The 24,989-nt window shown below is 67.7% G+C and carries 18 protein-coding genes; 10 read left to right on the top strand and 8 right to left on the bottom strand.

Features of this window, described 5'->3' with window-relative positions; translation table 11 throughout:
* Positions 1 to 54: 54 nt before the first annotated feature.
* The 3 genes from P5W99_RS04460 to P5W99_RS04450 all read left to right on the top strand — a co-directional run bounded on the left by P5W99_RS04460 (position 55) and on the right by P5W99_RS04450 (position 4,690).
* Positions 55 to 1,227, top strand: coding sequence for a GNAT family N-acetyltransferase (locus P5W99_RS04460; protein WP_434662016.1), 1,173 nt, complete (start codon positions 55 to 57; stop codon positions 1,225 to 1,227).
* Between the two features lie 69 nt (positions 1,228 to 1,296).
* The gene (locus P5W99_RS04455; RefSeq protein ID WP_421044199.1) at positions 1,297 to 1,617 is read left to right on the top strand and encodes a GIY-YIG nuclease family protein; all 321 of its coding nucleotides are present in this window, start codon (positions 1,297 to 1,299) and stop codon (positions 1,615 to 1,617) included.
* A 154-nt stretch (positions 1,618 to 1,771) separates the two neighbouring features.
* On the top strand, positions 1,772 to 4,690 hold the full coding sequence (locus P5W99_RS04450) for an EAL domain-containing protein (protein WP_421073783.1): 2,919 nt from the start codon (positions 1,772 to 1,774) through the stop codon (positions 4,688 to 4,690).
* Between the two features lie 117 nt (positions 4,691 to 4,807).
* Here P5W99_RS04450 and ppa read toward each other — a convergent pair whose 3' ends face one another.
* Complete coding sequence (ppa, locus tag P5W99_RS04445; RefSeq protein ID WP_129561469.1) at positions 4,808 to 5,335, bottom strand: inorganic diphosphatase; 528 nt, start codon at positions 5,333 to 5,335, stop codon at positions 4,808 to 4,810.
* A 136-nt stretch (positions 5,336 to 5,471) separates the two neighbouring features.
* Positions 5,472 to 5,603: a hypothetical protein gene (locus P5W99_RS04440; RefSeq protein WP_421073782.1), complete on the bottom strand. Its 132-nt coding sequence runs from the start codon at positions 5,601 to 5,603 to the stop codon at positions 5,472 to 5,474.
* A 41-nt stretch (positions 5,604 to 5,644) separates the two neighbouring features.
* On the opposite strand from P5W99_RS04440, the gene P5W99_RS04435 reads away from it, so the two are divergent.
* From P5W99_RS04435 to P5W99_RS04425, 3 genes are all read left to right on the top strand, one after another.
* A complete protein-coding gene (locus tag P5W99_RS04435; protein ID WP_434662014.1) occupies positions 5,645 to 7,084 on the top strand; it encodes an aldehyde dehydrogenase family protein in 1,440 nt (479 codons plus the stop codon).
* Positions 7,085 to 7,160: 76 nt separating this feature from the next.
* The gene (locus tag P5W99_RS04430; RefSeq protein WP_421073780.1) at positions 7,161 to 7,919 is read left to right on the top strand and encodes an SDR family oxidoreductase; all 759 of its coding nucleotides are present in this window, start codon (positions 7,161 to 7,163) and stop codon (positions 7,917 to 7,919) included.
* An 87-nt stretch (positions 7,920 to 8,006) separates the two neighbouring features.
* Positions 8,007 to 9,326: an MFS transporter gene (locus tag P5W99_RS04425; protein ID WP_421073779.1), complete on the top strand. Its 1,320-nt coding sequence runs from the start codon at positions 8,007 to 8,009 to the stop codon at positions 9,324 to 9,326.
* A gap of 87 nt (positions 9,327 to 9,413) precedes the next feature.
* On the opposite strand, the gene P5W99_RS04420 is transcribed toward P5W99_RS04425, so the two are convergent.
* The 3 genes from P5W99_RS04420 to hemC are packed head-to-tail and all read right to left on the bottom strand — an operon-like array spanning position 9,414 to position 13,858.
* Positions 9,414 to 10,613, bottom strand: coding sequence for a heme biosynthesis protein HemY (locus P5W99_RS04420; RefSeq protein ID WP_421073778.1), 1,200 nt, complete (start codon positions 10,611 to 10,613; stop codon positions 9,414 to 9,416).
* A gap of 3 nt (positions 10,614 to 10,616) precedes the next feature.
* Positions 10,617 to 12,833, bottom strand: coding sequence for a fused uroporphyrinogen-III synthase HemD/membrane protein HemX (hemDX, locus tag P5W99_RS04415; RefSeq protein ID WP_421073777.1), 2,217 nt, complete (start codon positions 12,831 to 12,833; stop codon positions 10,617 to 10,619).
* Positions 12,830 to 13,858 (bottom strand): hydroxymethylbilane synthase, encoded by a 1,029-nt coding sequence (gene hemC / locus P5W99_RS04410; RefSeq protein ID WP_421073776.1) that lies wholly within the window; start codon positions 13,856 to 13,858, stop codon positions 12,830 to 12,832. The genes hemDX and hemC overlap by 4 nt, the downstream gene beginning before the upstream one ends.
* A gap of 311 nt (positions 13,859 to 14,169) precedes the next feature.
* Between hemC and ppc the strand changes: the two genes are divergently transcribed.
* A complete protein-coding gene (ppc, locus tag P5W99_RS04405) occupies positions 14,170 to 17,286 on the top strand; it encodes a phosphoenolpyruvate carboxylase (protein WP_421073775.1) in 3,117 nt (1,038 codons plus the stop codon).
* 81 nt (positions 17,287 to 17,367) lie between these two features.
* Here ppc and P5W99_RS04400 read toward each other — a convergent pair whose 3' ends face one another.
* Positions 17,368 to 18,132: a class I SAM-dependent methyltransferase gene (locus P5W99_RS04400; RefSeq protein WP_421023413.1), complete on the bottom strand. Its 765-nt coding sequence runs from the start codon at positions 18,130 to 18,132 to the stop codon at positions 17,368 to 17,370.
* Positions 18,133 to 18,265: 133 nt separating this feature from the next.
* Between P5W99_RS04400 and P5W99_RS04395 the strand changes: the two genes are divergently transcribed.
* The 3 genes from P5W99_RS04395 to P5W99_RS04385 all read left to right on the top strand — a co-directional run bounded on the left by P5W99_RS04395 (position 18,266) and on the right by P5W99_RS04385 (position 21,878).
* Positions 18,266 to 19,105 (top strand): helix-turn-helix transcriptional regulator, encoded by an 840-nt coding sequence (locus P5W99_RS04395; protein ID WP_421073774.1) that lies wholly within the window; start codon positions 18,266 to 18,268, stop codon positions 19,103 to 19,105.
* 211 nt (positions 19,106 to 19,316) lie between these two features.
* Entirely contained in the window at positions 19,317 to 20,723 is a 1,407-nt protein-coding gene (argH, locus tag P5W99_RS04390) for an argininosuccinate lyase (protein WP_421023411.1), read from the top strand.
* Positions 20,724 to 20,957: 234 nt separating this feature from the next.
* Entirely contained in the window at positions 20,958 to 21,878 is a 921-nt protein-coding gene (locus P5W99_RS04385) for a bestrophin family protein (protein WP_421073773.1), read from the top strand.
* A gap of 23 nt (positions 21,879 to 21,901) precedes the next feature.
* On the opposite strand, the gene P5W99_RS04380 is transcribed toward P5W99_RS04385, so the two are convergent.
* Both P5W99_RS04380 and P5W99_RS04375 read right to left on the bottom strand, forming a co-directional pair.
* Positions 21,902 to 22,627 carry a lysozyme inhibitor LprI family protein gene (locus tag P5W99_RS04380; RefSeq protein ID WP_421073772.1) on the bottom strand — a complete coding sequence of 242 codons (726 nt, stop codon included), beginning with the start codon at positions 22,625 to 22,627 and terminating at the stop codon, positions 21,902 to 21,904.
* A gap of 23 nt (positions 22,628 to 22,650) precedes the next feature.
* Positions 22,651 to 24,930: an Orn/Lys/Arg decarboxylase N-terminal domain-containing protein gene (locus tag P5W99_RS04375; RefSeq protein WP_421023408.1), complete on the bottom strand. Its 2,280-nt coding sequence runs from the start codon at positions 24,928 to 24,930 to the stop codon at positions 22,651 to 22,653.
* Positions 24,931 to 24,989: the final 59 nt, after the last annotated feature.

The raw sequence follows: 24,989 nt of genomic DNA, 5'->3' as shown, positions 1-24,989 counted from the left end.
CCATGACCGTTTGCCGCGGCGCGGCACTGCGCCAAGCCACAACGGGCACGCAAGTTGAATAAGGAACATTTCGATTATCGCACGGGCATTCTCGGCTCACCGGCCGAGGTCGACGCTGCGCAATGGAACGCGCTGCTCGCGCGCCAGGCGCAGCCGACGCCCTTTTTGCGCCACGAATTCCTCGCGGCGCTCGACGCCACGCGCTGCGCCACGCCCGACGCGGGCTGGGCGCCCCAGTTCGTCACGCTCACCGACGCGCGCACGGGCCAGCTCGCCGCCGCCGCGCCCGTCTACCTGAAAGGCCACTCGTACGGCGAATACGTCTTCGACTGGGCCTGGGCCGACGCCTACAAGCGCAACGGCCTCGAGTACTACCCGAAGCTCCTGTGCGCGGTGCCCTTCACGCCCGTGCAGGGCACGCGCCTGCTGGCCGCCGACGAGCACGCGCGCCGCCATCTGGCCGCCACGCTGGTCGCGTTCGCCGAGCAGGCCGACGTCTCGTCGCTGCATGTGCTGTTTCCGAGCGCCGAAGACGCGGCCATGCTCACCGACCTCGGCATGATGCAGCGCGAAGGCGTGCAGTTTCACTGGCTCAACGACGGCTACCGCGACTTCGACGACTTTCTCTCGACGCTCGAACAGAAGAAACGCAAGAACATTCGCGCCGAGCGCCGCAAGGTGCGCGACGCGGGCGTGACGCACCGGCGCATTCGCGGCGAGGACATCCGCGACGAGCACTGGCGCTTTTTCAGCCGCTGCTACCGGCAGACCTATCGCGAGCACTTTTCGTCGCCGTATCTGAATCTCGACTTCTTCCGCGCGATTGGCGAAACGATGCCCGAGAACCTGATGCTCGTGATCGCCGAATACGAGGGCAAGCCGATCGCAAGCTCGCTCGTCGTCTACCAGCGCGACGCCGACGGCAGCGGCGGCACGCTCTACGGCCGCTATTGGGGCGCGCTCGAGCACGTGCCCTGCCTGCACTTCGAGACCGCGTACTATCAGCCGCTGGAGTTCTGCATCGAAGAGAAGCTCGCCGTGTTCGAAGGCGGCGCTCAGGGCGAGCACAAGATGGCGCGCGGCTTCATGCCCACGGTCACGCGCTCGACGCATTGGCTCGCGCATCCCGCGTTCGCCGACGCCGTCGCCCACTTTCTGCAAGGCGAGGCGAACCAGATTCATGCCTATGTGCATGAGCTGAACGAACATAATCCGTTTCGCAGCTAGATTCGGCAGCTGAGTCCGGTAGCTAGATTCGCCCCCATCACCGTTCAAACGATCATCGCACCCCCAGTCATGCCGTGGTTCCTCTACCTGCTCGAATGCGCCGATGGCAGCGTCTACACGGGCATCGCCGTCGACGTCCAGGCGCGTTTCGCGCAGCACGCGAACGGCACCGGCGCACGCTACACGCGCTCGCGCAAGCCGGTGCGCGTGCTCGCGCAGTTCGAGCTGGCCGACCGCGCCAGCGCCCTGCGCGCCGAATACCGTGTCAAGCGCCTCACGCCGCGCGAAAAGCGCGCGCTCGCGGCTGGCGAGCGCACGCTGGAGTCGGTGCTGCCGGCGCCGGCCGAGCCGTCCGGGCGTACGGAGCCGGAGGAGGAGACGCCGGCTTAAGCGTCCACACGGACACACGCCCATCGCCGCCCGTCACTGCCCAAGCCTAAAGCCCGCCCCGCTTGCGCCGTTATCCTTCACAGGAGCGCCGAGCGTTTGCCCTCGACGCGAGCCGTCACGTCATTCCGTAAAGCGACCGGAGCGGTGAGGCCTGATGAGACGATTCAAAATGGAGCCCACGCGGCAGACCCCGGGGTGGCATGGACTGCGGCGCACCACGGCCGTCCTGCTGCCGCTGTGGTTGCTCGCGGTGGTGATGACGGTGATCGCGTCGATCAGCCTCGCGATCATGTCGATCCTGCTCGCCTATGTGGCCGGGGAAAGCACCTGGTCGAAAGGCCAGAAGGATGCCGTATATGCGCTCGACCGCTACGCCCGCGTCGGTGACGAAGCCGACTACCGCTCCTTCCTCGATTGGATCGCCGTGCCGCTGGGCGATCGTGCGGCCAAGCTCGAAATGAACCGGCCGCAGCCCGATGTGGCGGGGATCCGGCGCGGCTTCGAGCAGGGCCGCATCGCGCCCGCCGACGTCGACGGCATGACCTGGGGCTACCGCACGCTCAAGAACACGCCGTGGATGCGACCGGCGGTGGCGTACTGGGACATCGGCGACCGCTACATCCTGCGCCTCGCCGAAACCGGGACGCGGCTGCATGCGCTCGCGCAGGCGGGCAAGCTGCACAGCGCCGAGTCCGCCGCGCTCGTGCGCGAACTGCACGCCATCGACAGCGAGCTCGCGCCCATCGAAAACGGCTTCTCACGATCGCTCGACGATGCCGCGCGCGCCACGCGCTCGCTTCTCACGTTCACACTCGCGGCTTGCGCGTTCTTGCTGCTCGCCGTGTTCACGCTATTCATCCGCCGCGTGCTCAAGCGCAGCGACCGTCTCGAAGCCGAGGTGCGCAAGAACGAGGAGCGCCTGAGCCTCGGCTTCGCGGGCATCAACGCGGGGCTCTGGGACTGGGAGGTCGGCAGCCGCCAGTGCTACTTCTCGAACTGGCTCTACGAGCAGCTCGGCTACGACGCGAGCCCTGCCGCGGGCACCCCGTTCGACAGCGAAACCGGCCTCGTGCAACTCGTGCATCCCGACGATCTGCCTCGCGTGCGCCAGGCGCTGCGCCGTCACCTCGCGCGCGCGACGACCTTCGATGTGGAATTCCGCCTGCACACGCTGGCCGGCGGCTACTGCTGGTGCCGCGCGCGCGGGCAAGCGGTGCGCGACGCGCGCGGCCGCGCGGTGCGCATGGTCGGATGCCTGTTCGACATCTCCGATCTCAAGACGGCGGAAGCGCAGGCGCATACCGAGCACGAACTCGCGGAGGTCACGCTGGCCTCGATCGGCGAAGCCGTGATCCGCACCGACGAAGACGGGCGCGTCACCTACTGCAACGCTGTCGCCGAGCGCATCCTCGGCCGCCGCGCCGCCGCGCTCCTCGACCAGCCCTTCGGGACCATCTGCGACCTGCGCAACGGCGCCGGCGAGGCCTGCGGCCTCGACATTGCTGGCAGCGCGCCCGCCGTGTGCGCAGCCGACGGGACCAGCGGGATAAGCGGGATAAGCGGAACAGGCGGCGGCGCGGCGGATCTCTACGTCGCGCGCCCGGACGGCTCGCGGCTCGCAGTCGACTACTCGGTCTCGAGGCTGCGCGACGCGCGGGGCGGCACCATCGGCACTGTCATTGTGCTTTACGACGTGAGCGCGCTGCGCGAGCACGCGGCGCGCCTCTCGTATCAGGCCACCCACGACGAGCTGACCGACCTGTACAACCGCCGCGAATTCGAGCAGCGGCTCGGCGCGCTGCTCGAAGGCGGCGCGGGTAGATCAGGTTTCCCAGCCATCACCGGCGAATCGCGCGAGCGCTCCGCGCACTCGGCCATGTTCCTCGACCTCGACCAGTTCAAGGTGGTCAACGATACCTGCGGCCATTCGACCGGCGACGAACTGATCCGGGAAGTCTGCAGCGTGCTGCGCAACACGCTGCGCGGCACCGACATCATCGCGCGCCTCGGCGGCGACGAATTCGGCGTGGTGCTGCCGCACTGCCCGGTCGTGCATGCATGGGCGCTCGCCGAGGACCTGCGCGAGGCCATCGCCGGCATCCGCTTCACGGGCGGCGGCCGCATCGTGCAGACGAGCGTGAGCATCGGCCTCGTCGGCGACGTGGCGAGCCTCGCCTGCGTGAAGGAAGTGATGAAGGCAGCGGACGTCGCCTGCTACATGGCAAAAAAGAAAGGACGTAACCGCGTGCACCTCTTTCGCTTCGACGACGAGGAGCTCTCCGAGGCTCACACGCAAATGGCCTGGGTCGCCGACATCAAGGCGGCGCTCGAAGACGACCAGTTCTGCCTGTTCGGCCAGGAGATCGTGCCGCTCGCACCCGACTCCGGCCCGCAGGACGCGCATGTCGAGGTGCTGCTGCGCATGCGCTCGGCCGCGGGCGCGCTGGTGAGCCCGGCGGGATTCATCGGCGCGGCGCAGCGCTTCGACCTGATGCCTGCGATCGACCGCTGGGTGATCGCGCGCGCGTTCGCGACCATCGCCGCCGGCGCGCACCGCTACGGCACCTGGTCGATCAACATCTCGGGCGCCTCGCTCGGCGACGAGCGGCTCGCCGACTATATCGAAGAGCAGCAGCGGGTCTGGGACATTCCGTTCTCGCGCGTGTGCTTCGAGATCACGGAGACCGCCGCGATCACGAACATGCACGACGCCATCACGCTCATCTCGCGCCTGCGCGCGCACGGCTGCCGCTTCGCGCTCGACGACTTCGGCGCGGGCATGTCGTCGCTCAACTATCTGAAGCACCTGAGCGTCGACTATCTGAAGATCGACGGCAGCTTCATACGCGGCATCGTCGACAGCCCGCTCGATCAGGCCATCGTCCGCTCGATCAACGAGGTCGCGCACGCGGCCGGCAAGGAAACCATCGCCGAGTGCGTCGAGGACGCGGGAATCGTCGAGTGCATGATCGCCATGGGCGTCGACTTCGTGCAGGGCTATGCGCTCGGCAAGCCCGCGCCGCTCGACGCCCTGCGCGTGCCGCAGGCGCGCGACATGGCCGAGCTCGATTGAGCGGCCGAGCTCGATTGAGCGGCCGGCAGACGCGGCGCCAGCGCCTGGCGCGAACGCCGCGGACGAAAAAAAAGCGCCCCTTGCGGAGCGCTCTGGCCAGCGGTGCTGGCTTCGCGATTACTTCTTGAAGTTCGCGACGCCGTCGGTGATTTCCTTGTGGGCGGCTTCGATGCCGACCCAGCCTTCCACCTTGACCCACTTGCCCTTTTCGAGCGACTTGTAGTTCTCGAAGAAGTGCTTGATCTGATCCATCAGGTACGCGGGCACGTCTTCCAGCGACTTGATGTTGGCCGTCATCGGGCAGACCTTGTCGTGCGGCACGGCGATCAGCTTGGCGTCGACGCCCGACTCATCGGTCATCTGCAGCATCCCGAGCGCGCGCGAGCGCACGACCGAGCCTGCCAGCAGCGGGAACGGCGTGATCACCAGCACGTCGACGGGGTCGCCGTCACCGGAGAGCGTCTGCGGAATGAAGCCGTAGTTCACCGGATAACGCATGCCCGTGCCGACGAAGCGGTCGACGACCAGCAGGCCCAGGTCCTTGTCGGCTTCGTACTTGACCGGATCGCTTTGCGCCGGAATTTCGATGATCACGTTGAAGTCTTGCGGCAGATCCTTGCCGGCGGGGACATTTGCGAAGCTCATGAGCGCTCTCTGTTGAGAAGGGAAAAAGCGACGGTTGCATGCGCGGGGCGCGGCGCGGACCGGCACGAATCAGCACCATCGGCCAAAACGCGCACGACGCTCCAGCGTGCAACCGGACGTCGGAAGTTGGCGCCCATTATAGCCAATCGCCCGCCGCGTCCGACGGTTCGGCCCAGGGCTTTCCCGCAAGCGGATGAAGCACCTGCTGAATTGGCGTGATAATGTTCGCGCCGGAGGCTTTGCCCTTTTGGCGTTGCTCGTTTTGCATTCCCCTTCCCTCGTTTCATCCCCCATTTACGAGGCGCATGCATGGAAGAAGCGAGGCACTTCATCGGCGGCGCGTGGCGCTCGCCCGCCAGCGGCGAGACCCTCGCCGCAATCGACCCCTCCACTGGCCAGCCGTTCGCGCAGCTCGCGCGCGGCAATGCCGCCGATATCGATGCAGCCGTATCCGCCGCGCGCGCCGCGTACGAAGGCGCCTGGGGCGCACTGAGCGCAGCGGAGCGCGGACGCTTGCTGTTCAAGCTCTCGGCGCGCGTGGCCCAGCATCAGCAGGCGCTCGCGCAGCTCGAAGCGCGCGACACCGGCAAGCCGCTCAAGCAGGCGCGCGCCGACGCCGCCGCGCTCGCGCGCTACTTCGAGTTCTACGCGGGCGCCGCCGACAAGCTGCACGGCGAGACGCTGCCCTACCAGGCAGGCTATACGGTGCTCACGGTGCGCGAGCCGCATGGCGTGACCGGCCACATCGTGCCGTGGAACTATCCGATGCAGATTTTCGGGCGCAGCGTGGGCGCAGCGCTCGCGGCCGGCAACGCCTGCGTCGTGAAGCCCGCCGAGGACGCCTGTGTCTCGCTGCTCGAAGTGGCGGCGCTCGCGCACGACGCGGGTCTGCCCGCCGGCGCGCTGAACATCGTCACGGGCCTCGGTCACGAGGCGGGCGCGGCGCTCTCCGAGCACCCCGGCATCGACCACATCTCGTTCACGGGCTCGCCGCAAACGGGCAAGCTCGTCGCCCAGACAGCCGCCGGCAATCACGTGCCCGTCACGCTGGAGCTGGGCGGAAAGTCGCCGCAGATCGTTTTCGCCGATGCCGATTTCGACGCCGCGCTGCCCGTGCTCGTCGCCGCCATCGTGCAGAACGCGGGACAGACGTGCTCGGCGGGCAGCCGCGTGCTGATCGAGCGAGCCGCCTATGAGCCGCTGCTCGAACGGCTCGCGGCGGCGTTCGGAGCGTTGCGCGTCGGGCCCGCGAGCGCCGACCTCGATTGCGGGCCGCTCATCAGCGACAAGCAGCGGCGGCGCGTGCGCGAGTTTCTCGACGAAGCCCAGCGCGACGGCATCGCGACCGCTGCGCGCGGCAAGCTCGAAGCCGATGCGCCCACCGGCGGCTTCTACGAAGCGCCGGCGCTGCTGCGCGACGTGCCGCCGCAAAGCCGCCTTGCCCAGGAAGAAGTGTTCGGCCCGGTGCTCGCGGCCATGCCCTTCGACGACGAAAGCGAGGCGGTCACACTCGCCAACGGCACCCCCTACGGGCTCGTGGCAGGCGTATGGACGCGCGACGGCGCGCGCCAGATGCGCATGGCGCGGCGCGTGCGCGCGGGCCAGGTGTTCGTGAACAACTACGGTGCGGGCGGCGGCGTCGAGTTGCCGTTCGGCGGCACGCGCCTGTCCGGCTATGGGCGCGAAAAAGGCTTCGAGGCGCTGTACGGCTTCACGGTGCTGAAGACCATCGCGCTGCGGCACGGCTAGCGCGGCGCAATAGCGCTCGCGCACCTCCGCACATAGTCAGGAAAACGGAATAAATCCACCAACACATGGAGACATCATGCGACTCAAAGGCAAGACCGCTGTCGTGACGGGCGCCGGCTCGGGCTTCGGCGAGGGCATCGCGAAGACTTACGCGCGCGAAGGCGCGAACGTCGTCGTCAACGACCTGAACGGCGCCGCCGCGCAGCGCGTCGCGAGCGAGATCGCGCTCGCGGGCGGCAAGGCCATCGCGGTGACCGGCGACATCACGCGCGAAGCCGACTGGCACGCGCTGCGCGAAGCCGCCGTCGAGGACTTCGGCAGCGTGCAGATCGTCGTCAACAATGCGGGCACCACGCATCGCAACAAGCCCGTGCTCGAAGTGAGCGAGGCCGAATTCGACCGCGTCTACGCCGTCAACGTGAAGGGCCTCTACTGGAGCGTGCGGGTGTTCGTGCCGCACTTTCGCGAGCATGGCGGCGGCGCGTTCGTCAACATCGCCTCCACGGCGGGCATACGGCCGCGCCCGGGGCTCGTCTGGTACAACGGCAGCAAGGGCGCGATGATCGTCGCCAGCAAGGCGCTCGCCGCCGAGCTCGGCCCCGACCAGATCCGCGTGAACTGCGTGAATCCGGTGATCGGCGATACGGGCCTGACCGCCGAATTCATGGGCGTGCCCGACACGCCCGGGAACCGCCAGCGCTTTATCGCGGGCATCCCGCTCGGGCGCTTTTCCACGCCGCAGGACGTGGCCAACGCGTGCCTCTACCTCGCCTCCGACGAAGCGGCCTTCATCACCGGCACCTGCATCGAAGTGGACGGCGGGCGCTGCGTATAGCACGTTCTGGCACGTTCTGGCACGTTCTGGCACGTTCCAGCGCGCTCCCCAGGCAACCAGCACCACGATCGAGTCTATGGAGAAACTATGGCCAGTCCAGCGAATCACCTGCCGCAAGCAGGCGCGGGCGCTCCGCCCTCCGCCTTCGAAGAAGCCACCTACCGCAAGGTCGCGTGGCGCCTCATCCCGCTGCTGATGCTCTGCTACGTGGTCGCGTATCTGGATCGCGTCAACGTGGGTTTCGCCAAGCTGCAAATGAGCGCCGCGCTCAATCTCTCCGATGCGGTCTACGGCTTCGGCGCGGGCATTTTCTTCATCGGCTATTTTTTATTCGAAGTGCCAAGCAATGTGATCCTGCATCGCGTGGGCGCACGCGTATGGATCGCGCGCATCATGGTCACGTGGGGCCTCGTCTCCATCTTCACGATGTTCGTGACCACGCCCACCATGTTCTACGTGATGCGCTTTCTGCTCGGCTTGTGCGAAGCCGGCTTCTTCCCGGGCATCATCCTCTATCTCACGTACTGGTATCCGGCGCACCGGCGCGGCCGCATGACCACCTGGTTCATGACGGCCGTCGCGCTTTCGGGCGTGATCGGCGGCCCGGTCTCGGGCTGGATCCTCAAGTCGTTCAACGGCGTGAACGGCTGGCAGGGCTGGCAGTGGCTGTTCCTGCTCGAAGGTCTGCCTTCGATTATCGTCGGCGTGCTGGTGTTTTTCGTGCTCGACGACCGCATCGGCGACGCGAAGTGGCTAAGCGCCGAAGAACGCGCGCTGCTCGAGCGCAACATCGCCGCCGAGGACGCCACCAAGGAAAACCTCCCGCTCGCCAAGGTGCTCATCAACGCGCGCGTGCTCGTGATGAGCCTCACCTACTTCTCGTTCGTGATGGGCCTCTACGGCGTGAGCTTCTGGCTGCCCACCATCATCAAGGCGACGGGCGTAAAGGACGCGCTCATGATCGGGCTGCTTTCGGCGATTCCGTTCGCGGCGGCGGTGGTCGGCATGGTGCTCGCCGCGAAGAGCGCCGACCGCCAGCGCGAGCGCCGCTGGCATATCGCGATTCCGGCCGCGATCGGCGCGATCGGCCTCGTGCTCTCGGTCGCGTGGGCGCACGACACCACGCTCGCGATGACGGCGCTCACGATCGCCACCATCGGCATTCTCACCACGCTGCCGCTGTTCTGGAGCCTGCCCACGGCCTGGCTCGCGGGCGCCGGCGCGGCGGCGGGCATCGCGCTCATCAACTCGATCGGCAATCTCGCGGGCTTTCTGAGCCCCTATGCGGTGGGATGGCTCAAGCAGGTCACGTCGGCGAACGATTCGGGCATGTATATGCTTGCGGCGTTCATGATCCTCGGCGGCTTGCTCGCGCTGTGCGCACCCGCGAAACTGGTGAACCGCTAGCGCTGCCGCGCGCGCCAACATGCAAACGGCCGCTCGAAAGCGGCCGTTTTGCGTTGCGTTGCGTTGCGAAGCGAAGCGCGCCAGGTCTTAAACGACGTTCATCGCCAGTGCGCTCTCGCGATAGTGCGTGGCCGCCTTGCCGGCGTCGCCGAGCTGCTCGTGCAGGCGTGCGAGCGCGCGATGCGAGCGGATCTTGAGCGGCTCGTTGTCGCTCGCCTCGGCGGACTTGAGCGCGGCCTCCAGGAACGACTGCGCCTTGCCCCAAAGCTGCTGCTTCAGGCACAGGCGGCCCAGCGCGAACAACAGGTCGCCGTCCTCGGGACGCTCCTTGCGCCATGCCTCGGCCTTCTGAATGAGCGGCAGCGCGTCGTTGCCCGCGGTGTCGGGATAACGGCGCAACAGGCGCGCATCCCAGCTCTGCCCCAACGCTTCCTCGACGATCTTGCGCGCCTCGTTCGGGCGGTCGAGCGCGATCAGCAGTTCTGCGGCGCAGTCGGCCAGACGCGGCGAATGACGCTCGACCGGCGTGAGCGCGTGCCAGAGCTCGAGCAACGCGTCCGCGTTGTGGCGCCGGTCGCGCAACAGGTTCTCCGCCGCGAGCTGGCGCAGGCGCACCGCCACGGCCGGATGCAGCGCCTCGCGCTTTTCCAGCGTCTTCACGAGCTTGAGCACTTCGCCCCAGTTCTTGAGCTGCTGCTGCGCGCGCAGCGCGATCTGCTGCGCGTGAATGCGGCGGCCGCCCTGCGAGCGCATTTCGGTGAGCGCGGCGAGCGCCCCGTCCGCGTCGCGCCCATCGGCGCGCATGTCGGCGGTGGCCATGAGGCGCGCTTCCTGGAGGTCGGGGTCGTCCACCTGCGTGAGCCAGTCGTCGCGGCGCGCGTACTCATGCAGACGATGCGCGGCGTTCGCGGCAATCAGGCCCGCGGCGCCCTTGTTCTTCTCGTCGACGAGCGATTCGCGCGCGGCCTTTTCGGCCCGCGAGAAGCGGCCCGCGTAGAGATTGCCCACGGCGTCGCGCAGCGCCGAGTTGGCCTTTTCCGTGCGCATGCGCGCGCGGTAGGCGGCGACGCGGCGCGGCATCGTCACGATGTTGCGCGCAAAGCGCAAGAGCGCGTAAAGCAGCAGGAACGCGACGACGATGCCCACCACGAAGAGATTGAGCGAGACGTCCACGCGATACGGCGGGTAGACGAGCAGCACCTGCCCCGCGTCGAAACGGCCCACGGTGGCAAGCGCGACGGCGACCGCGAAGAGGATCGCCAGCCAGATAAGTCCACGGATCGCCATGTATTACCCCCGGCTCCGGTATTGCTGGAGTGCCTTCAGGCTCGTGTCGAGCGTGGGCAGCGCGACCGCGCCCGAACCCGCATCCACCTGCTTGAGCAGGTCGCGCACGTTCTGCGTTTCCTTCGACGCGCCGTCGAAGTAGCGCGCGAGCGCCGTGTCGGCGGCAGCGAGGTCGGACTTGAGCGTGGGCCCGTTGCGCGAGAGCAGCGACAGGCGCGCCGAAAGCAGGCGCAGCTTCAAGTTCTCGCGCACGAAGTAGCCCTGATCGGGCGAAGTGAGCATGGCGTCGGCGTTGTCGATGCGGCGCACCTGCACGAGGCTCGCGATCTGCTTGCCGATGCCCGAGACGAAGGTGTCGAGCCACGCGCGCCAGCGCGGCTCGCCGGTGGCGGCGGCCACTTTAGCGGCGTCGAGCGGCGGGGCGACTTCGGGCTTGGTGTGCGCGACCAGCGCTTCGCCCGCGAGCGGCAGCGAGTCGACCGCGTCCAGCGCGGTGTCGAGCTTGATCGCGAGGCCCGCGAGATCGGTGGATGGCGCGGCCTTGAGCTTGTCGACGTCCTGCGCGATGGCCTTGCGCACGGCGAGCGCCTGCGGGCTGTCCGAGGCGGCGAGACGCGTGTCGGCGCTTTGCAGCGCGAACAGCGCGAGCTGCGTGTTGCCGGTGAGCTGCAGCTGCTCGCTCGCGCTCGACAGCATCTGGCCGACTTCGGCGAGCGTCCATTCGTCGCGGTTGCGCGCGAGATCGGCGTACTGCTGCGCGAGCGCCTGCTGTGAGTTCTGCGCGTCGGCGATCTTGCCTTCGAGCAGCGACATCTGCTTGTCGACCTGCTGGGCGTTCGCGACGGCCTGATCGGTGCGTGCGCGCAGCGCGGCGCTCTGCTGCTCGGCTGCCTGCTGGCGCTGCATGAGCGCTGCGTCCACGCGGTCGAGCTTGCGGTTGAGCGCATAGCCGCCTGCCCCCGCGCCTGCGGCGACCAGCACCACCACGAGCCACAGGACGGCCACGCCCGCACCGCCGCGCCGCATGGGCTGCGATGACGCGGGTGGCGTGGAGGAATAAGAGGAAGAGGCGGATGCCGGGCGCGCACTCGCGGCGGCAGGCGAAGCGCCGCTGCTGCCCTGGGATGCCGCGCCCCGATTGGAAACCTGGCTGGAATCGTTCGAATCAGTCATGCGTGGTTGTGCCGGCGACGACGCCGGGGTGTTCTGAACCGGTTGAGCTGCCTGTGCCCCACCATGAGGCGCAGCTAAATGCGCTACGGAAGAAGCCGAGGATGCTGAAAGGGACAACGCAAGGCCCAGCAGCGTTTCGACGATGCGCTCGTCGCCCGCGCCGGACACCGTAATCCTATCAAAACCCAAACTGCGCGCCGTCTCGCCGATCCGCGCATGGGGCGCGACCAGCGGCGCGTGGCGCAACTCGACGAGTTCGCCTGCAGTAAGGTGATCGCGCGCGAGCTCGTCGAGATTGCGCACGCCTTCGGAACTGGTCACGAGCCACGCGTGCGGCGCGCCGCCGAGCAGCGCATGCACGCTCTCCCAGACGCCGATGGGCGGCTCGGGCATGGCGCGGCGGTAGGCAGCGACGGCCTCGACTTCGGCGCCCGCCTCGCGCAGGCGCTCGGCGAGCCATTCGCGGCCGCCGTCACCGCGCACGATCAGCACACGCTTGCCCGCGAAAGCGTTCTCGCCGAGCGTTTTTTCGAGCGCGGCGTAGAGCGACTCGGAGTCGAAGCGCGCGGATTCCTCGTCGGCGGGACGCGCCGGGCTGATCACGCGATGCTCGGGCGCCGCGACGCCGTGACGCGCGAGGGCAGCCACGCTGGCCGGCCCCACCACGGCGACGGGCAGCGCATGCGGCCAGATCGACGAAATCGCACTGTAGTGGCCGAACGCACGGTCGACGGCGTTGGGCGAGACGAACACCACCAGCGCGTAGCGGTCGAGCGCGCCGAGCGCTTCGCGCAAGGGCGCGTCGTCGCGCACGGTTTCGATGGCAATGAGCGGGAATTCAAGCGTGCGCAGGCCGCGCGACTCGAGCTGTGCGGCAAGCGAGCGCGACTGGCCGGCCGGTCGGGTAATGACGACGGTGAACGGCCCGGAAGCACGATTGGAAGCAGCACCACCCGCGCCCGCGCCAGGGTCGGCGGGGCCGCCCCACTCATCGGGCTGCGCAGGAGCGCTCGCGCCGGCGCGACGCGGCTGCCACGGGGCCGTCATCGCGCGCCCGTCTCGTCCGGATTGCTGGCCGGCGGCGCGTTCGGCGCACGCGCATCGTCGGCGCTGGCCTCGGAAAGCGCGCGCACGATCTCGAGCGCGCCCTGAGCAATCAGTTCGTCCGCGACCCGGCGCCCCAGCGCGACGGCGTCTTCAACGGTGGCCGGCGCCGTGTCGCCTTCGGCGGCAAGCACCCGGCTCGCGTCGGGCGTGGCGATCGTGCCACGCAGCGCGAGCCGCCCGTCGCGCCACTGCGCGTACGCGGCCAGCGGCACCGAGCAGCTGCCGCCGAGCGCGCGCGACACCATGCGCTCGGCCTCCACGGCCTTCGCGGTGGCGTCGTCGTGCAGCGGCGCGAGCCACGCGGCCAGATCGGCGCGATCGGCGCGGATCTCGATGCCGAGCGCGCCCTGCCCCGCCGCTGGCAGGCTGTCCGCCGGCTCCAGCAGCGCGCGGATGCGCGCGCCGAGGCCCAGGCGCTTTAACCCCGCCGCCGCGAGAATGATGGCCGCGTAGTCGCCGCGATCGAGCTTGGCAAGGCGCGTGTCGAGGTTGCCGCGCAGCGGCTTCACGTCCAGATGCGGATAGCGCGCGCGGATCATCGACTCGCGGCGCAGGCTGGAAGTGCCCACGACGCTGCCCGGCGGCAGCGCCGCAAGCGATTCGTAATCGTTGGACACGAAGGCGTCGCGCGGGTCCTCGCGCTCCATGATGGCCGTGAGCGCGAAGCCCTCGGGCAGCTCCATGGGCACGTCCTTGAGCGAATGCACGGCCAGATCGGCGCGCCCTTCGGCCAGCGCCTGCTCCAGCTCCTTGACGAACAGACCCTTGCCGCCGACTTTCGACAGCGTGCGGTCGAGAATTTGATCGCCGCGTGTCGTCATTCCGACAATTTTCACGTCGCAGGATGGATATAATTTGTGCAGCGCAGCTTGCACATGCTCGGCCTGCCACATCGCCAGGCGGCTCTCCCGCGAAGCGATCACAAGGGTGCGGGGCGTGGGCGCGGATAACATCTCGGAATTCATGGCAAGCACATCGAATGACGGGTTCGAAAAACAGAATCGGATAACGGGCAATGTTAGCACGCGCCCCTTTTTCGGCCTGCCGCCCGCAAGCCGATGGGGCTCACGAAGCCCCTCCCCGGCAACACCGGCCCTGTCCGAACTGTCCGCACGCTGTCTCATAATATGCGCGATGCACGTGCGGCACGCGCAAGATGGCGCATTCATTCCAGGTTACACCCGTTGTACCCCTGACCGCGGCCCGCGCCGCGGCCATGCAGTTGGCAGTTCCCGATCAACTTGTCCATCTCCTGGCTAGTCCTGAGGAAAACATCGTGAAGTCTTCCGGATCGGCGCGCGCAGAGCGCCGCAACAACGCATCGCAACCCGCCTCTTCCACGGCCGCCGAAACGGCCGCCCCGTCGACGGCCAAAAAGGCCAAGTCGACGACCACCGTGAAAGCCTTGCCCCCATCGACCCAATCGACGAAGGCGGCAAAGGCCACGAAAGCGGCAGACGCGACGAAGACCACGAAGGCCACCCCAACTCCCAAGGCCCTGAAGGTCACTCGAGCTGCCAAGCCCGCGGCGAAGTCGGCGGCGAAGCCCGCGACCGCCGCGCGCAACGCCCGCGCACGCGACGACAAGGACCAGCCGCTGTTCGAGGACATCCGCTACCTCGGCCGCCTGCTCGGCGAAGTGCTGCGCGAGCAGGAAGGCGACGCCGTGTTCGACGTGGTGGAAACCATCCGCCAGACCGCCGTGCGCTTTCGCCGTGAAGACGACAACACCGCCGCGCTCGCGCTGGAAAAGCAGCTGCGCGCGCTCTCGCCCGAGCAGACCGTGAGCGTGGTGCGCGCGTTCAGCTATTTCTCGCATCTCGCGAACATCGCCGAGGACCGCCATCGCAACCGCCGCCGCCGCATCCACGATCTCGCGGGCTCGGCGCCGCAGGCGGGCACCATCGCGCATTCGCTCGAACGTCTCGCGCAGGCGGGCGCGGCCGCGACGCCCGTGCTCCAGCAGTTCTTCAACGACGCGCTGATCGTGCCCGTGCTCACCGCGCACCCCACTGAAGTGCAGCGCAAGAGCACGCTCGATTCGCAGCACGACGTCGCGCGCCTGCTCGCCGAACGCGACCAGCCGCTCACGCATCGCGAGCGCGAGCAGAATGAGGCGCTGTTGCGTGCGCGCGTGACCTCGCTCTGGCAAACGCGCATGCTGCGCGACTCGCGCCTGACCGTGGGCGACGAAATCGAAAACGCGCTTTCGTACTACCACACGACCTTCCTCACCGAGATCCCAGCGCTGTACGGCGAGATCGAAACGTCGCTGAAAGAGCACGGCGTCGATGCGCGACTGCCCGCGTTCTTCCAGATGGGCAGCTGGATCGGCGGCGACCGCGACGGCAACCCGAACGTCACGGCATCGACGCTCGAAGAAGCGAGCGAGCGCCAGGCGCAGGTGATCCTGCAGCACTACCTCGATGAAGTGCACAAGCTCGGCGCCGAGCTATCGGTGTCGAACCTGCTCGCGGGCGCGAGCGACGCGCTCAAGGCGCTCGCCGCGGCCTCGCCCGACCAGTCGCCGCACCGCGTGGACGAGCCGTACCGCCGCGCGCTGATCGGCGTCTATACGCGGCTTGCGGCCAGCGCGCGCGTGCGCCTCGGCGAAGGCGTGGTCGCCGTGCGCAGCGCGGGCCGCAACGCCCAGCCCGTGCGCGCGCAGCCCTACGCCGACGCAGCCGAGTTCTCGCGCGACCTGCATATCCTGATGGATTCGCTCGCCGAGCATCACGGCGCCTCGCTCGCGACCACGCGTCTTGCCCCGCTCATGCGCGCCGTCGACGTGTTCGGCTTCCATCTCGCGAGCATCGACTTGCGCCAGAGCTCGGACATCCACGAAGCCGTGATCGCCGAGCTGCTCGCGCGCGCGGGCGTGCAAGCCGAATACGCGTCGCTCTCCGAAGAGGACAAGCAGATCGTCCTGCTTGCGCAGCTCGCCGACGCGCGCCCGCTGCGCTCGCCCTGGCTCGACTACTCGGACCTCGTGAAAAGCGAGCTCGGCGTGCTGGAGATGGCGCGCGTGACGCGCGAGAAGTTCGGCGCGCGCGCGGTGCGCAACTACATCATCTCGCACACCGAAACGGTTTCCGACCTGCTCGAAGTGATGCTGCTGCAAAAGGAAACCGGTCTCATGAGCGGGCGTCTCGGCCATGCCGACGATGCCGCGAAGGCCTCGCTGATGGTGATCCCGCTGTTCGAGACGATCCCCGACTTGCGCAACGCCACGCGCATCATGCGCGACCTGCTTGCGCTGCCGGGCATCGACAGCATCGTCGAGCACCAGGGCAACGAGCAGGAAATCATGCTCGGCTACTCGGACAGCAACAAGGACGGCGGCTTCCTCACCTCGAACTGGGAGCTCTACCGCGCCGAGCTCGCGCTCGTCGCGCTCTATCGCGAGCGCGGCATCACGCTGCGCCTGTTCCATGGCCGCGGGGGCACGGTGGGCCGCGGGGGCGGTCCGACCTACAACGCGATCCTCTCGCAGCCGCCGGGCACGGTCGAAGGCCAGATCCGCCTGACCGAGCAGGGCGAAGTCATCGCTTCGAAGTTCGGCAATCCGGAGATCGGCCGCCGCAACCTCGAAACGGTGATTGCCGCCACGCTCGAAGCCACGCTGCTGCCGATGGGCAAAGCCGCCGGCAACGCGCCGGACCAGTTGCCCGTGTTCGAAGAGACCATGCAGATGCTCTCCGATGCGGCGATGGCGGCGTACCGCTCGCTCGTCTACGAGACGCCCGGCTTCACCGACTACTTCTTCGCCTCGACGCCGATCACCGAAATCGCCGAGCTCAACATCGGCAGCCGGCCCGCCTCGCGCAAGCTGCAGGACCCGAAGAACCGCAAGATCGACGACCTGCGCGCGATTCCGTGGGGCTTCTCGTGGGGCCAGTGCCGCCTGCTGCTCACCGGCTGGTACGGCTTTGGCAGCGCGGTGGCCGCGTATCTCGACGAAGCGGGCAACGACGCGGAGCGCACGCGCCGCCTCGCGCTCTTCAGGAAGATGTACAAGACCTGGCCGTTCTTCTCGAACCTGCTTTCGAACATGGACATGACGCTTGCGAAGACCGATCTCGCAGTGGCGTCGCGCTATGCGCAGCTCGTCGCCGACAAGAAGCTGCGCAAGCTCGTGTTCGACCGCATCGTGGCCGAGTGGGAGCGCACCACGCGCGTGCTCGACGAGATCACGGGCGCGAGCGGCCGTCTCGCGGATAACCCGCTGCTGGCACGTTCGATCAAGAACCGCTTCCCGTATCTCGACCCGCTCAATCACTTGCAGGTCGAGCTGATCAAGCGCTATCGCGCCGGCGACCCGAGCCCGCGCGTGCGGCGCGGCATTCATCTGACGATCAACGGGATTGCGGCGGGGTTGCGCAATACGGGTTGATCTTTACGCGCATCGAGAAACGGCGTCATGCCCCTACGGGCACGACGCCGTTTTTTTCTTGCGCCGATTGCGTGAAGGGCTTTAGTCGCGCCGCGTCGCCTCGATCATCAACGCATCGAGCTTGAACGAGCCATCGCTTTGGACATCGAAGTATTGCCTCACTTCATCGGGCGCACGCTCCCACATCGAGCGGATCGCGCTCACGCGCTCGGGCGGCGTGCGCATGCGCGCCACCCACGTGTCGAAGTCGAGCGCGATGCGCCAGCGCTCGGCCACCTTCGCGTCGAACCCCGCGCGATCGAGCATCGCGAGCCACTCATCGGCGCGGTAGTCGCGAATATGCGAAGCATCGCGCAACAATTCGACCGCCTGGATATGCGTGTCGTAAAGCGGATCGTCGATACCGGCGATGTCGATGAACTTCAGGCGCCCACCGGGCTTGAGCACGCGATGCACCTGGCGAAGCGCGCGCGGCACGTCGCGCCAGTGGTGCGCGCTCATGCGACTGATCGCCCAGTTGAAGGTCGCATCGGCAAACGGCAGCGCCTCGGCGGCGCCCTGCTGTGTACGGATGGTCGCAAGGCCGCGGTCTTTCGCGGCGGCCTCGACCGTGGCGAGCATCGGTGCAGCAATGTCGTAGGCCACGACTTCACGCACGTGTGGAGCCACCGCGAAGCTCGCATGCCCCGCGCCGCAGCCCATGTCCAGCACCACGGCGTTGCCGCAAGTCGCCGCGAAGGTGGCGGCGAGATTGTCCAGATCCGCACCGCTCGCGTGAACCTGGCTCGTGAGATAGGCGGCGGCGGTCGAGCCGAATGCGTCGGCGACCTGATCGTGATGCTTCATCGCTTGCTCCTGTAGGTGAACGGCCTGTGCAGTACCGAGTCCGGCGCCGCGTCAGCCGTTACAATAGAGGCCGTTTAGTACCAGTACAAGTTAAGCGATTATTCTGGTATCGCGAGCACCTGCCCCACGCCTCATGAGCCCCGACACCCCAGCCGCCGGCACGCCAGCCGCCGAACCCGGCGCCGCCAAAACGCTCGACGCCACGCCCGCCCGTGCGCTGGGCGAATTTATCCGCGCCCACCGCGAGCGGCTCTCGCCGCAGGAAGTCGGCTTGCCGCCCGGCCCGCGCCGCCGCACGCCGGGCCTGCGCCGCGAAGAAGTCGCGCAGCTGTGCGCCGTGAGCCCCACCTGGTACACGTGGATCGAGCAGGGCCGGCCCGTCTCGGCTTCGGCGGACGCGCTCGCGCGCATCGCCGTCGCGCTGCGCCTCTCGCGCGCCGAGCGCGCCTATCTGTTCGAGCTGGCTGCCCAGCGCGATCCCGCCGAGCCCGATTCGGCCGGCGCCACGGACGCGCCGGCCACGCTCCTGCAAACCGTGCAACTGGTGGACGCGCCCGCCTACGTGCTCGACCGCCAGTGGACCGCGCTCGCATGGAACGCCCACGCGGCGGACCTGTTCACGGGCTGGCTCGATGCCGGGCACGACCGCAACCTGCTGCGTTTCACCTTCACGCAGCCGCTCGGGCGCGAGTTGATCGTCGATTGGGAAACGCGCGCGCGGCGCCTCGCCGCCGAATTTCGCGCCGACTCGATCCGCCATCTGAACGACGCCCCCACGCGCGCGCTGATCGACTCGCTGCTGGCCGCGAGCGACGAGTTCGCGCGCTTCTGGGCCTCGCAGGACGTGTTCGAGCGCGAAGGCGGCCGGCGCGAGTTCAATCATCCGCGCCACGGCCGCATCGCCTACGACCAGATCACGCTCAAGCCCGCGCATCGCGAAGACCTGAAGCTGGTGGTGCTGGTGCGGCTTTGAACGCCGCGGCGCCCGGCGCTTTGCGCGCCGCCGCCGCGCATCGCTTCATCCGGCGCAGCGCCGGGCGGCCCACGCAGCGGCGGTCCCCTGCGCCGATGGTAAAATCGTCGTCTTTCCCGCCGTGCGCCGCGTCTGGCATCAGAATGCGCTACCCTGGGCACACTGCCCTGGCACGCGGCCCGCTTAATCACGCTCGTTCACGCCCATCACCATGACGTCCCAACTGCACAAAAAAGGCGAAGCCTGGTCGGCTCGCTTCTCCGAGCCCATGTCGGAGCTGGTCAAACGCTATACGTCGTCGGTCTTCTTCGACAAGCGCCTCGCGCTCGTCGATATCGAGGGCTCGCTCGCGCACGCGTCGATGCTGGCTGCGCAGAAGATCATCTCCGCCGACGACCTCGCCGCCATCCAGGGCGGCATGGCGCAAATCAAGGGCGAGATCGAGCGCGGCGAATTCGAATGGCTGCTCGATCTCGAAGACGTGCACCTGAACATCGAGGCGCGCCTCACGGCGCTCATCGGCGACGCGGGCAAGCGCCTGCACACGGGCCGCTCGCGCAACGACCAGGTCGCGACCGACATCCGCCTGTGGCTGCGCGGCGAGATCGACCGCATCGGCGGCCTGCTCGGCGACCTGCGCGGCGCGCTGCTCGACCTCGCCGACCAGCACGCGGGCACGATCATGCCGGGCTTCACGCACCTGCAAGTCGCGCAGCCGGTCACGTTCGGCCATCACCTGCTCGCCTACGTGGAGATGTTCACGCGCGACGCCGAGCGCATGGCCGACTGCCGCAAGCGCGTGAACCGTCTGCCGCTGGGTGCGGCGGCGCTCGCGGGCACGAGCTACCCGATCGACCGCTTCGCGGTGGCGAAGACGCTGGGCTTCGACGGCATCTGCACGAACTCGCTCGACGCCGTCTCCGACCGCGACTTCGCGATCGAATTCACGGCCGCCGCCGCACTGGTGATGACGCACGTGTCGCGCTTCTCGGAAGAACTGGTGCTGTGGATGAGCCCGCGCGTGGGCTTCATCGATCTGGCCGACCGCTTCTGCACGGGCTCGTCGATCATGCCGCAGAAGAAAAACCCGGACGTGCCCGAGCTCGCGCGCGGCAAGACCGGCCGCGTGAACGGCCACCTGATGGCGCTCCTCACGCTGATGAAGGGCCAGCCGCTCGCATACAACAAGGACAACCAGGAAGACAAGGAGCCGCTGTTCGACACCGTCGACACGGTTGCGGACACGCTGCGCATCTTTGCGGAAATGGTCGCGGGCATCTCGGTGAAGGAGCAGGCGATGCGTGCGGCGGCGCTGCAAGGCTTCTCGACGGCCACCGATCTCGCCGACTACCTCGTGAAGAAGGGCCTGCCGTTCCGCGACGCGCACGAAGCCGTGGCGCACGCGGTGCGCATCTGCGTGGAGCGCAACTGCGATCTCGCGGACCTCACGCTCGACGAAATGCGCCGCGAGCTGCCGGCCGTTGCGCATCTGCTGGCCGATGACGTGTTCGCGGTGCTCACGCTCGAAGGCTCGGTCTCGGCGCGCAACCATCCGGGCGGCACTGCGCCGGAGCAGGTGCGCGCAGCCATCGCGGCGGCACGCGCAGCGCTCAAGTAAGGGGCGCGGCGGCGCATCATCCCGCCCGGATGATGCGTCCACGAGGTCACGACAAAGCGGGCGCGCGACGAATACCGTCGAGCGCCCGCTTTGCATTGGAGCGCCGCTGCGCACTGTGTTCCCTGCAAAATGCACGAAGTGAGCACCCGAGGTTCGCGCCCCTTCGCCTATCATGGCGCATGATCCCGGCTGGCCGACCCGCCGGCCCCCGCCCAACCCCGCTCGCCCGACCCGATGATCGTCCGCCCTCACCTGCACTGGTTCCGCATGCTGCTCGCCTGGCGCGGTTCCGTGCTGCCGCAGCTTCTGCCGCGCCTCATGCTCGTGCTGGCGATCTCGATCGTGGCTGTCGCCTCCCACGATCACATCCTCAAGGTCACGGTGAACCTGAGCACGGTGCCGTTCTCGCTGATCGGCATCGCGCTCGCGGTGTTCCTCGGCTTTCGCAACAGCGCGAGCTACGACCGCTACTGGGAAGGCCGCAAGCTGTGGGGGCAAATGCTCAACCAGACGCGCTCGCTCGTGCGCGAGTCGCTCACACTCGTGCAAAGCGATGATTCTCGCGCGCACGTGCGCCCGTTCGCTGCGCTGCTCTGCGCGCTGCCGCATGCGCTGCGCCACCAGTTGCGCCGCACCGACCCACGCGCGGACCTCGAGGCACGCCTGCCGCGCGACGTGGTGGAACGCGTGATGGCTTCGCGCTACCGTCCCATGACGCTCGTGCAATGCGCTTCCGAATGGCTGCGCGACGAAGCGCACGCGGGCCGCGTCGACGGCTACGCCGTGCTCGCCTTCGAGCACAATCTCAATGGACTTTCCGACGTAATCGGCGGCTGCGAGCGCATCGTCTCCACGCCGCTGCCGTTCGCTTATACGGTGATGATTCACCGCACCGTGTACTTCTTCTGCGCGCTGCTGCCCTTCGGGCTCGTCGACAGCATCGGCGCGCTCACGCCGATCTTCGCGGTATTCGTGGCCTACGCGTTCATGGCGCACGAAGCAATCGCCTCGCAGCTCGAAGACCCGTTCGGCACTGATGAAAACGACCTCGCGCTAAACGCGATGTCGCAGAGCATCGAGCTCGCGCTGCACGACCTGCTGGGCGACCCCACCACGCTCGCGGCGCGCGCGCCCGAGCAGTTCATCTTCGACTGAACGAGCCGGCCGGGGCTGACGGCTCAGCGGTTATTCACCGTCTCCGACAGGCGCTTGAGCGTCGCAAGCCGCGCCCCGAGCAGGTCGAGGCGAGCATGCTCGTCGACGAGCGGCGTGGTCGCGTCGCGATACGCGCGCCATGCGCGTTGCGCGCGCGCGAGCGCGGGCCGCGAATGCGCCGGCATGCGCGCATACAGCTTGCGATAGTAGCGATTCAGGTCGTAGCTCACGTGCTCGCAGCGTGCATCGGCGCTACAGGCGCGCACGCGCGGCGGCGCGTCGCCCGATGCCGCCGCGGCCTGCCCGCGCAGCGAGAGCGCGCGGTCGCGCACCGGCTGCAGGCGCATATCCGCCTCGTAAAGCTGATAAGTCGAGCCGCTCGTGCTCGCGAATGCCGCACCAAGCATCGTGTCCTCGGCGTCGCGCCACGCCGCCCATTTGGTCTGGCTGAGTCGCCAGCGCTTTTGCTGCGCGGGAGGCAACTGCGAGACCAGTTGCGCGAGCGCCGCGTCGGCGGCGCTGTGCCACGCGGTGCGCGCCTCGTCCATGCACTGGATCTGCCCCGCCGTCGAGGAACGGTCGGCGCGCGCGAGACAGGCGCGCATGCCCGCATCGATCGGGTCGGCGGCCGCCACTTCGGCATGCGCCGCCGGCGCTAGCGCCACCAGCCCGGCCGCCAACCCCGCTGCCACATTCACCGCCAGCGTAGCCGCCGCAGCCAGCGTCGTCACGAAAGAACGCACCATCATGCCGCTCGACCTTCTCCTGGCGCTCAAGCGCGCACGCAATCCACGAAATACTCGATGCGGCCGTTGATGGTCTCGCCCACGAGTCCGTGGATGTCGGTGTGGAAGCCCGGGAAGCGCTCGTTGAATTCGCGCGCGAACTTCAGGTAATTCACGATCGTCTTGTTGAAGCGCTCGCCCGGAATCAAGAGCGGAATGCCCGGCGGATACGGCGTGAGCAGAATCGACGTGACGCGGCCTTCGAGTTCGTCGACGGGCACGCGGTCGATCTCGCGGTGCGCGAGCTTGGCGAACGCGTCGGACGGCTTCATCGCGGGCTCCATGTCCGAGAGATACATCTCGGTCGTGAGGCGCGCGATGTCGTTGGCGCGGTAGACGCTGTGGATCTGCTGGCACAGGTCGCGCAGGCCCACGCGCTCGTACATCGGATGCTGCGCGACGAACTCGGGCAACACGCGCCAGAGCGGCTGGTTATTGTCGTAGTCGTCCTTGAACTGCTGGAGCTCCGTGACCATCGAGTTCCAGCGGCCCTTGGTGATGCCGATCGTGAACATGATGAAGAACGAATACAGCCCCGTCTTCTCCACGATGATGCCGTGCTCGGCCAGGTACTTCGTGACGATGGCCGCGGGAATGCCGGCGTCGCCGAAGTCGCCGTCCACGTCCAGACCCGGCGTGACGATGGTCGCCTTGATCGGGTCGAGCATGTTGAAGCCCTCGGCGAGCTTGCCGAAGCCGTGCCAGTGATCGTTCGGGCGCAGCATCCAGTCTTCGCGCGAACCGATGCCTTCCTCGGCCAGATCGTCCGGGCCCCAGACCTGGAAGAACCAGTCGTCGCCGTACTCGGCGTCGACCTTGCGCATGGCCCGGCGGAAATCGAGCGCCTCGGCAATCGACTCTTCCACGAGCGCAGTGCCGCCCGGCGCTTCCATCATCGCAGCGGCCACGTCGCACGACGCGATGATCGCGTATTGCGGGCTCGTGGACGTGTGCATGAGGTAGGCCTCATTGAAGCGGTGGCGATCGAACGCGCTGTCTTCGGAGTCCTGCACCACGATCTGCGAAGCCTGCGAGATGCCGGCCAGCAGCTTGTGCGTGGAATGCGTCGCGAACACGAGCGCCTTGGTGCGCGGACGGCCCGCGCCGATCGCGTGCATGTCCTGGTAGAACGCGTGGAATTCGGCGTGCGGCAGCCAGGCTTCGTCGAAGTGCAGCGTGTCGAGCATGTCGCCGAGCAGGTCCTTGATCATCTCGACGTTGTAGATCACGCCGTCGTAGGTGCTTTGCGTGATCGTGAGGATGCGCGGCTTGACGTTCGGGTTCTTGGCGAGCACTTCGCGCGCGAACGGATTTGCCTCGATCTTCTTGCGGATGTTTTCCGGCTTGAACTCGTCGCGCGGAATCGGGCCGATGATGCCGAAGTTGTTGCGCGTGGGCGTGAGGAACACGGGAATCGCGCCCGTCATGGTGATCGCGTGCAGGATCGACTTGTGGCAATTGCGGTCCACGAGCACGATGTCGCCGGGCGCCACCGTTGCGTGCCAGACGATCTTGTTCGACGTGGACGTGCCGTTGGTCACGAAGAACACGTGGTCGGCGCTGAAGATGCGCGCCGCATTGCGCTCCGAGGCCGCGACCGGGCCCGTATGGTCGAGCAGCTGGCCGAGTTCCTCAACCGCATTGCAGACGTCCGCGCGCAGCATGTTCTCGCCGAAGAACTGGTGAAACATCTGGCCGAGGGGGTTCTTCAGAAACGCCACGCCGCCCGAGTGGCCCGGGCAGTGCCACGAGTACGAGCCTTCGTCGGCGTACTTCACGAGTTCCTTGAAGAACGGCGGCGCCAGCGCGTCGAGATACACCCGCGCTTCGCGAATCACATGGCGCGCGACGAACTCCGGCGTGTCCTCGAACATGTGGATGAAGCCGTGCAGCTCGCGCAGGATGTCGTTGGGCAAGTGGCGCGAGGTGCGCGTCTCGCCGTACAGGAAGATCGGGATGTCGGCGTTGCGCTTGCGCACCGCTTCCACGAATGCGCGCAGCGCGATGATCGCGGGCGCGTGGCCGGGCGCTTCGCCATCGGAATCCTCGACGTAGGGCAACAGCTCGTCGTCGTCGATCGAAAGGATGAAACACGCCGCGCGGCTCGATTGCTGCGCGAACGAGGTAAGGTCGCCGTAGCTCGTCAGCCCGAGGACTTCCGCGCCCTCTTTCTCGATGGCTTCGGCGAGTGCCCGGATGCCGGAACCCGAGATGTTCTCGGAGCGAAAGTCTTCGTCAATGATGACGACGGGAAAACGAAACTTCATGGGCGAATTCTCCAAAAGAAACGACCGCTGCTAATGATGCGCAGCGGTCCCCATATGTC

Origin of the sequence: Paraburkholderia sp. A3BS-1L (assembly GCF_051125215.1) — a bacterium.
Lineage (GTDB): Bacteria > Pseudomonadota > Gammaproteobacteria > Burkholderiales > Burkholderiaceae > Paraburkholderia.
Note: the sequence above shows the minus strand (reverse complement) of the source record. Positions and strands in the feature narration are given on the sequence as shown.